The sequence below is a fragment of the Accumulibacter sp. genome, assembly GCF_023806625.1.
Classification (GTDB): domain Bacteria; phylum Pseudomonadota; class Gammaproteobacteria; order Burkholderiales; family Rhodocyclaceae; genus Accumulibacter.
In genome coordinates this window covers 1-8,531 of record NZ_JAMTDX010000109.1, presented here as the reverse complement: position 1 = coordinate 8,531, position 8,531 = coordinate 1, and the positions used below count along the sequence as shown (strand labels likewise).

The 8,531-nt window shown below is 60.0% G+C and carries 3 protein-coding genes; all 3 read right to left on the bottom strand.

From position 1 onward, the window contains the following. Nucleotides 1–166 precede the first annotated feature (166 nt). Nucleotides 167–3,325, bottom strand: coding sequence for a hypothetical protein (locus tag NFW05_RS17240; RefSeq protein WP_295309831.1), 3,159 nt, complete (start codon nucleotides 3,323–3,325; stop codon nucleotides 167–169). Nucleotides 3,326–3,327: 2 nt separating this feature from the next. Next, nucleotides 3,328–6,912, bottom strand: a complete 3,585-nt coding sequence (locus NFW05_RS17235; RefSeq protein WP_295309829.1) for a helicase-related protein — start codon at nucleotides 6,910–6,912, stop codon at nucleotides 3,328–3,330. A 23-nt stretch (nucleotides 6,913–6,935) separates the two neighbouring features. Further along, nucleotides 6,936–8,531, bottom strand: a 1,596-nt coding sequence (locus NFW05_RS17230) for a vWA domain-containing protein (RefSeq protein WP_295309827.1), incomplete at its 5' end; no start/stop codon positions are given.

The following is an 8,531-nucleotide window of genomic DNA, read 5'->3' as shown; positions in this document are numbered from 1 at the left end:
CCATTCTCACCAAAGGACTCTGGCCGCAGCTGGATGACAGTCGGGAGTCACAGCAACTTGCACCGGATTCCCCATCAGCGCAGAGCGAGCAAGATATTCCCCATCAGCGCAGAGCGAGCAAGATGCCGCGAATTAGGGCGTCGTAGCGATGTTCGCTGCCTGTCGCTCAATCGGTTTCTGCGGCCGCACCTTCGGCCTCTTCTTTCTTAAGGATTGTCTTGAGATCGTCGAAATGAACCTCAACGAACCTCAATGTCGCGGCTGAACTGCCTAGCATGACTTGTATGGAAGGCTCATCTGAATCCAGCATGGCCCTCCTCATTTCCGCGAGCGTATCGTCGTCGGACTTGACGAACTCATTGTATTTTGCGGCGCATACGGGGCACAGGGCGAGGAACTGCGCCTCATGTTCCCTCGAGAATTGCTCGGGGCCCATTGCCTCCATTGCCTCGAAGTAGTATTGCCCATCGCGTTTCCTGAAGGGCATCTCATTGCCGCAGAGCTGGCAAACCATTTGCTCATCATCGTTTGTGTAATAATCGACAAGCCAAGGGTGGGGATCAACGGTAGTCCTGCTCGTCCGAACCGACCTTTCTCGCCGATCGTACTCCTTGACAGAAGCCTCTTGCCATTGTTGCGAAACCCGTGCCTCCCGTCGCCTGGGATCGGCCGACGTTCGCTCAGGGAACGCTGGTCGTACAGCCTTGGCCCTAACAAAGTCCTTCCATTGCTGGAAATCGTCGGGATGCTGGTTGATCATCTCGATGTCGTCCAGCGACACTCCGAGCTCCTCCGCAACCGCCTGTTTCTGGCGGTGCTGTTCGGATTTCTTGGCAGCCGCCGCACCGAAGTGGATCGCTTTCAGCCAATTCCATCCGGGGTCGAACGTGAATCCAGAGGGAAGCAGATCTCGCGAGGCGTCTGCGGGGCGGACGAACCGCCCATCGTTTTGCGGTACCCATGAGGCCCTTTGAAGAAGCAACGCCAACGACGAGGGTATACGTCTCGTTTGGTACTGCTGATTGGGACGAAACTGTGCTTCAAGAACCGTAGGAGGAGCGTCAGAAATGGTTTTCCATACAAGAAGCGCTAGCTTCACAGAGGGATCTTTTAGAGCCTCTGACAGGTGGGGTATTTCCCAATCAACATCAATCGCACTGCTGGTCCACCGAGTTCCATACCTAGAATAGTCCTCCCGAAGTTCTGATACGTGCGGATGATTCCCAGTGCTGGTTTGGGTTGGCTTGAGGTGAGTCTGAGTGCCGACGGCGGCTGCGAACTTCACAAGCTTGTCAATGAATACGCCACACGTTACGTAGCTTGAAGCGAGGGGTGTGTGCGCCAGTTCTGTGTCGCACGGTTCATTATAACAATACTCATCCCCTTCAGTCTCTTGATCACCCTGGCGTTCCAAAATCACTAGGGCATCGTAATACGAACTCAAACCTGTATCCATAAAGGGTTCGTCGAGGAATATGTCCTCTGGCTTTCGCCACGTTTCATCCTGACCTTGGAGAATGAAATAGTCCTTGAAGAGAGTGGCCTTGTCAGGCTCCTTTTCTACGAGCGCGATAAAGCGCTTGAGATCACCTTTCTGCGATTTCACGTTGGGGCTTGCGTACCGTTGCTTGAGGATGGCCTCGATCCGCTCCGCCTCGCCAACCTCGCGAACGCCCATCTCTTCGAGGAATTTTCTTGCGTTCTCCTGTTGCTGCTTGCTCCTGCCGGACGTGTAAACGCCTTTGTCAACGCGGGGCAGCCCGTCATCGTCCTTCCCGTCGTCGCTGGGGAAAAAGCAGTTGCTCCCGGCGATGTACTGCCCATCGGCGAGGCGGATCAGTTTTGTTTTCTTAAGCTTTTTGCGCAGTCCGTCCTTTCTCCACCCAAGGGAGGCTAGATTTTCATTGAGGAGGGCGTAAAGTTTTTGATGCCATTCGACCGGCTTTGCCGCAAGCCAGGCCATAAAGTCCTCATCAGAGGTTTTTTCGCCGAGCAGGTCAACGAATTGCTCGGTATCCCATTTCCTGATTGCCAGCCCCTCAAGGAAGCGGTCGGCGTTGCTGTTTTTTTGTGGCGCGGCGATGGCCCACAGCGGGGGCGCTCCGTCGTGATCGACAAGGAACTCCAGATCCTCCGCTGACAAGAGGTCCTTGAGAGAAGCCGGTGCTTGCAGCAGGCGATTGGCCGGTTCATGAGACCTCGCATGGGTGGGCGTGAGCAGCTCCGTATTCATTGCCTCCACGATGGCGTTGCGGATGGGCTCGTACCGGGGCGGAACCGCATCTTGGGGGTTTGGGAGGACGGCGAGAAAGTCGGTGGTGAGCAAACCCAGGTCTCGGATCTGAGGGAGAGCGGTCACCGTAAGCGCGGCGAGTTGCTCGAATAGAGGCTGGTTGGCAGGCGTCTCTTTGATGCTGGCCCGGCTCAGCTCGGGAACGAAAGGCGCATGAAGGTGAAATCGCAGCCCCGAGGTCTCTTTCTCGGCCGAAAAATAGACGGCGACGCGGCCCGGGTTGGCCGACGTGATCCTGAACTGCTTTGCCAGCGGTTTCGTCGGATCGAACGATTGCACGTTGGGCAGGGCGTCAAGGGCGAACGCGACGGCGATGCGCTGTTTCTCCAAGCCGACGACAGGCTGATCGAATTTCAGGAAGTGCGAACTTGTCGCGGTCTCTCCGCCGACCTGCCTCCGTACCTCGAAATGGTTATCGGAGTGTTGAACCCTCATAATCTCGCCAGGCGCGGCACCATCGACTTGCCAGCCGATTAACTCCAAATGTGAGAGGAATAGCAGAGTCGTATCAGACAGGGTGGACAGGTTATCTCTTATTTCGGTAAAGGCAGCTGCGGCTACTTTCCGTGGATTATCGAAGGGAAGCCAAAAACGCGTATCAGCTCCCAGGCATCGATCTCCGGAGACTTCCTTTGGAAAAACAAGACGTAGAATTCTGAATGCAAATTCTCCGGAGAAAATCTCGGGACTGAGCGTGTAAACGAACACGGCCTTAAAGCCTACGCCAAATTTTCCTATTTGGTCGACGGCTTTGATCTTGGTGCTATTATGGATTCCGGTTATCGCCCTGACATCGTCCGTGTTGAACGTTCTCTTGCCGTTGTGCGTGAAAGAGCATCCATGTTGGTATATTTCAAAAGTTGCTTCTGTCGCCTCAACATCTTCAGCATTTTGCAGAAGCTCCAACAGGAAGTGAGCTTGATCAGGGTAAAAATCTTCGAAGATGTCGAGATTTATGTCGCCTTTGTTGGCATCGAGACCGTCCAGAAACTTCTGCCTCTGGGCGGCAAGATCTTTGAGGAAGTTGTTCACGGTTAGGTCTCCGACACCGAAAGGGTCCCAAAGACCACCGAAGTCGCCCGGATATCGCCACTGTCGGCGGCCTGCTGAAGCTCGACGACCCGTCGATCGAAGTCGGCGTTGGCTCGCAGCAATTCGCTTTGCTTCATCAGCCGGATCTTGTCGTTCGTGGCGCGCGAGATCTGGTCCTGGATGGCGTGGCACCGCGCCCGGTGGCTGACCGTCAGGCTCTGGATCCTCTGCTCCACGAGCTGGCTGTTGTCGGCAATATGGTCGGCGCGCGCCGCGGACCATTTCTCGTAATGGCGCGCGTCGAGGGCCTCACACTGGGCGGCATCGAGCAGGCTTACAGGGGAAGCGTCAGCAGCCGTTTGAAGCAGCTGCAGTAGCGCCGGCTCCACGTGCGCGTCGTCTGCCACCGCAATCAGCACCTCGTCCTGCCTGACGCCGTGCTTGGACCAGCGGTAGAGGGCGAACGGGTACGTGCCCCCGGGGATGTCCGGGTGGACTGCCACGAGTGCCACGTGTTTCGGCTCGGTGATCTCAAGGTGGCGTGCGGCCTGTCGCACCAAAGGGTGCACGACCGACAGGTGGATGACTTTGGGGTTTTCCGCCGCCACCTGCTGGTCGAAGGTGACGGACAGCGTTGGTTTATCGCCTTTCAGCCACTTTTCCCACGCGCGGGCAATCGGGTCGAGTGACCGCGGCAGGCGTTTAAAATCGGCGAGCAGCAGGTCCCGGGCTTCCTGGCCGAGCCGCAAGGTCTTGAGGGCTTTGTCGCCAAGAACATGCGATCCTTCGCTGCTGAGTCGCGCCGCCAGATACGCCGTCACGCATCCCTGCAGGCCGGCCGGTGCTAACCAGTGGGATTGCGCTGCCTTGATCTCCTCGCTCCAAGACTGGTTCGGCACGCTCAGACCGAACAGCTCGGATTGTCTCGTTTCCAGTTCCTGTTCTTCCTGAATGATCCGGATCCCATTGTCCGAAAGCTGCTGCAACCGCTGCGCTCGCTCGTCCTCGCTGAGCGTGAAGCTCTTGGCGATGTCGTGCAACTCACTCGTGATCTTCCCGAGGATCTCTTCGCTGCCACCGACCGCATGCTGGAAGACGCCGATGCGCCAAAGGCAGCGGTCGTAGATAGCGGCGTCAACCGTTCCCGGCGTGATCAGATTGACGATGGCAACCGTTACGCTTTGCTGTCCGAAACGGTCGATACGCCCGATGCGCTGCTCGATGCGCATCGGGTTCCAGGGCAGGTCATAGTTGACGAGAAGATCGCAGAACTGGAAGTCGAGGCCTTCGCAACCAACCTCCGACGACAGCAGCACATCGATCGCGTTGCCGTCCTCTCTCGGCAGGGCAAAACGGCGGCGCAAATCTGCCCGATCCTCGTCCGGAACGTCCCCGTGAACGAGCCCGACCCGTATGCCGGCGCGGCGTGCATGAGCATCGAGGTAAGACAGGGTGTGGCGGAACGTGCTGAACACGAGGGCCTTGTTGTTCGGCCGCTTGTCCTTGTCGATCAGGACCTTGAGGAAAGCCTCGACCTTGGGGTCGCGGGCATCGAGGTTACGGGCTCGTTCGAGAATGTCCTCGATGTCGGCGCGCACCTGATCGACGAACGTGAGGTCAGTTTCGTCATCGCTGTCGCCTGCCTCCATCACTTCGAGGCGATCGAGTTTGCCGGTGAGAATGTCCGAAAGCAGTGGCGCCAGACCGTAAAGGCAGCTCGCTGCCTGCCGGCGGATCGTCGTCATCAGGAACTTGACGTTCTGCTGTCCGTGGCATCGCGTCAATATCCTCGCGATCACGTCGAGCAGATCGTCGTGCAACCGCCGCTGGTCTTCGGTGAATTCGACGGTGAGGGTTTCAGGCTTGCGCGATGTGAATTCACCGATATCACGCCGCCGCGTGCGGTTGATGAGGGAACCGAACGTGTACAAGTCCTCGATTGCACGAATGAGTTTGACTCGATCGGTGTCGGTTAAGCCGTCCTCGCCCAGGCGGTCGTACACCGACTGGAAGGCGGGACTTTCGCGGAGAAAAAGCTGTCCCCAGGAGGTATTCGCGATGGCATCCAGGCAGGCTCTCGCTTCCTGCTGCCAAAGTGGTCGTCCGGCGCGACAATGCTGGATGGCCGTGTTGATGTGTCGATTGGGCTCGGCCATTTGATCGAAACTGGGCGGATCGATGACGAGGTCGGGGCGAAGCACGTTAAGCAGGGTGAAGAGGTCTTGGCTGCCCAGTTGGACAGGTGTTGCCGTGAGCAGCAGCACGGCGCTGGCATTGTCGCAGAAAAAGCGCACGCCTTGGTGCTGCAGCGTCTCGGTGTTGCGGAGGTGGTGGGCCTCATCGACGATCGCGAGATCGAACTTAGGCGGCGGGTCGAGATCGAGGAGCCCCTGATCCGTTTTCTTGCCGCGGCGGTCCCGGCCAAACAGCAGATCTGAATCGAACAATGAGAAGGGCAAGATGGCCTTGCTGTACTTTTCTGGCCACTCGCCATCGAGGTGGGTTTCGCGCAGGCAATGCCGGAGCAACTTTCCGTCAAGTGCCGTGAAGCTTTCGTCGAACCGCTTCATCTCGGTGAACCACTTGCGCTCTGCCACCAGGGCCTTGGGGCAGATGACCAGGACGGATGCGATATCCATTCGTGCACGCAACTCCTGGATGATCAGACCCGCCTCGATGGTTTTACCGACGCCCACTTCATCGGCGATGAGCAACCGCGGCCTGTCGGCGCGGATAAGCTTCAGCACTGGCCGATATTGATAAGGAATGAACTGCACTCGGCCGAGCCGCAAAGAGAAGAGGTTCGATGTTGACGGCGACAAGACGTGAAGGCTTGTCAGATGGGCATGAAGCTCTCGGACGGACAGCTGATCGTGGACATCTTCAGTCGCGGGCGCCGCTTGCAGCTGGCTTTCATAGTAGATCGTCTTCGTATTGTTCTGAAAGACCCGGTAGCGGCTTTCAGCGCCACCCGGTATGACTTCGATGACGGGGAGCAATGTGGTGGGATCTGACCGAAGCGCGACAAGGTCCCCAACCTTGAACATCGATGGAGCGGGCGGCGGCGCCTCGGATCCGGCTGTGTCTGACATCACGATTTGTGGTCTCGACTGCTGCTGATTACCGGCATCAGTGGTCGGATTCGCCGCATGGCCTGTCATTGCCGCCAACGCCGCGGCCTTCGCCGCCTCGACGGCCTGCAACGAAGCCGGTTCAGTGCCCAGGATCGTGAACACTCGCCCAAGGGTATCGGCATCCCGATAAACCTCGCTGGGCGGCAACGCCTCCCCCGACATGTGCGCCCACTTGTTGCGAACGGTCTGGAGTTCCTTGAGCCAGGTTCGCGCTTCTCGGGGCAACGGCAGCTTGCTTCCCAACTCGTACCAGTTCTGATCAAGGACCCGGAGCAGTGCGGCCAAGTCCAACTGCTGAAGGGAGGTATGGCCGCGCTCCTGAACGATCCGCTGCTGCTGGAAGCTCAAGCGATCGACAACGTGCTTTTGCCACCAGTCCGGCGATAACGCTGGCAGCTGGGAGGCCAGGAAGCGCAAGATTTCAGTTGTCGCGACGCGGATCAGGTCGTTCATGGTTCGCCCCACCGGTTTGCTGCTCAATAGGGTCCTTGCGTGGTCCCACGCATGCCCGCGAGACCAAGCTGAGCATAGAGGTCCTCGATCTCTGGGAAGATGCGCGCTCCGAGGATAGCGCGGGCGAGGCGCGCCGCCGCGCGGTTGGCGCCGGCGCAAGTCCGCGCGAGCAGCGCCAGGACCAACTGGGTCGGAGTAATGCCGAGCCGATGGGCCGTGGCGATGACTTCCGGCAGCGCAGCGGCCTGCTCGATCATCCGGGCGACCTCCCGGTCAAGCGAAGATAGATCGCCTCGACGCAGCCGGTCCGGTGCCGCATCCCAGTCGATGCGGGCCAACACCTGCGAGAGGTCGTTGCGGCAGACTCCTGGGGCCGAGTACGCAGCCACGACCGGGGTTTCGTCTGCTTCGGCCCTGTGTTCGCCCAGCATGCTGGGCGCACAGGAGAGGCGTTGCTCCATCAAAAAATCAGCCGTCCGCGGCGTTGGCAGCGCGATCTTGTGCGTGGCCGGCAGGCCTTCGTGCGCCTCGGCCGCCTCGTCGACGAGAACGAGGCTGGTCAAGTGCGTGACCAAGCCTTCCGCCTCGGCCAGGGCGGCAGCCGCCTCCTCATCGAGGCACGGCAGCGCCAAGCTCGCCGCGAACGCGGCCACGGCGCGCGCATACGGATCTTCGCTGTCGCCACCGCGCGCTGGGCGCCAGTCGGCCTCGATGACCGCGTTGCCACGGACGACGCGAAGATGTTGTATGCGACCCTCGATCCGCGGCGGCGCCTCAAACGGCGCACGCAATGAATCTACCGCGGCGAGCAGGAAGTCTCCGAGGTCGGCGCCGGCGGCGACCAGAATGTCGCCACCCGTCAACGCAGCGAGGTGGCCGACGTTGGCTTCGAGGCTGTCCTCACCGACCAGGACGACATGGACGCGACGGCCCATCCGCGCTAGCGCCTGGACATCGAGAGCGTGACTCTTGCCGTCAGTGACGAGCAGAATGTCGCGGGCGTTCGAGCCGCGGATCGTGCCAGAGAGCGCCGCGCCGATCTCGGTGCCGCCGGCTGGGTCCTTCAAGCGATCGAGCAGCCGCAACAGCCGCTCTCCCGCCGATAGTTTGCCACCGAGACCAAACAAGCCACGCCGCTGGGTGTCGGAGGTCGAGCCGACGTGCGCCAGCTGGTTATCGAACTCCCACAGATCGAACGCGTCCTCATCGCGCAGGCGCCGTGCCAAGGACCGCAGGCCGAGGATGATGGCTTGGTGCTTGGTCACGCCGCGGGAGGCGCCGGAGCAGACCTCGTTCATCGAGCCCGAGTGATCGATCAAGAACGCCACATCGAGTGCGCCGTCGCCGCCGACGTAGGGACGAATGGTCAACGCCACCTCGCGGCCATCGGCCGCCCGGCCGCGCAGGGTCTCGCGAGTCGGGCACGTGACGACGAGGTCGATCGGGGCATCGAGCGGGACGCGGGCATAGCCGTCCTCGAGACGGCCACCCGAGAGCCGGACTTGGCCGTCCCGGCAGCGGACGGTGAGGTTCGCCTGGCCGGACGGCCCGCCGTGGATCAGGGCATCGGAATCGGGAAGGCCCGACCGGCCGTAGATGTCGCCCACTGTCAGCGGGAT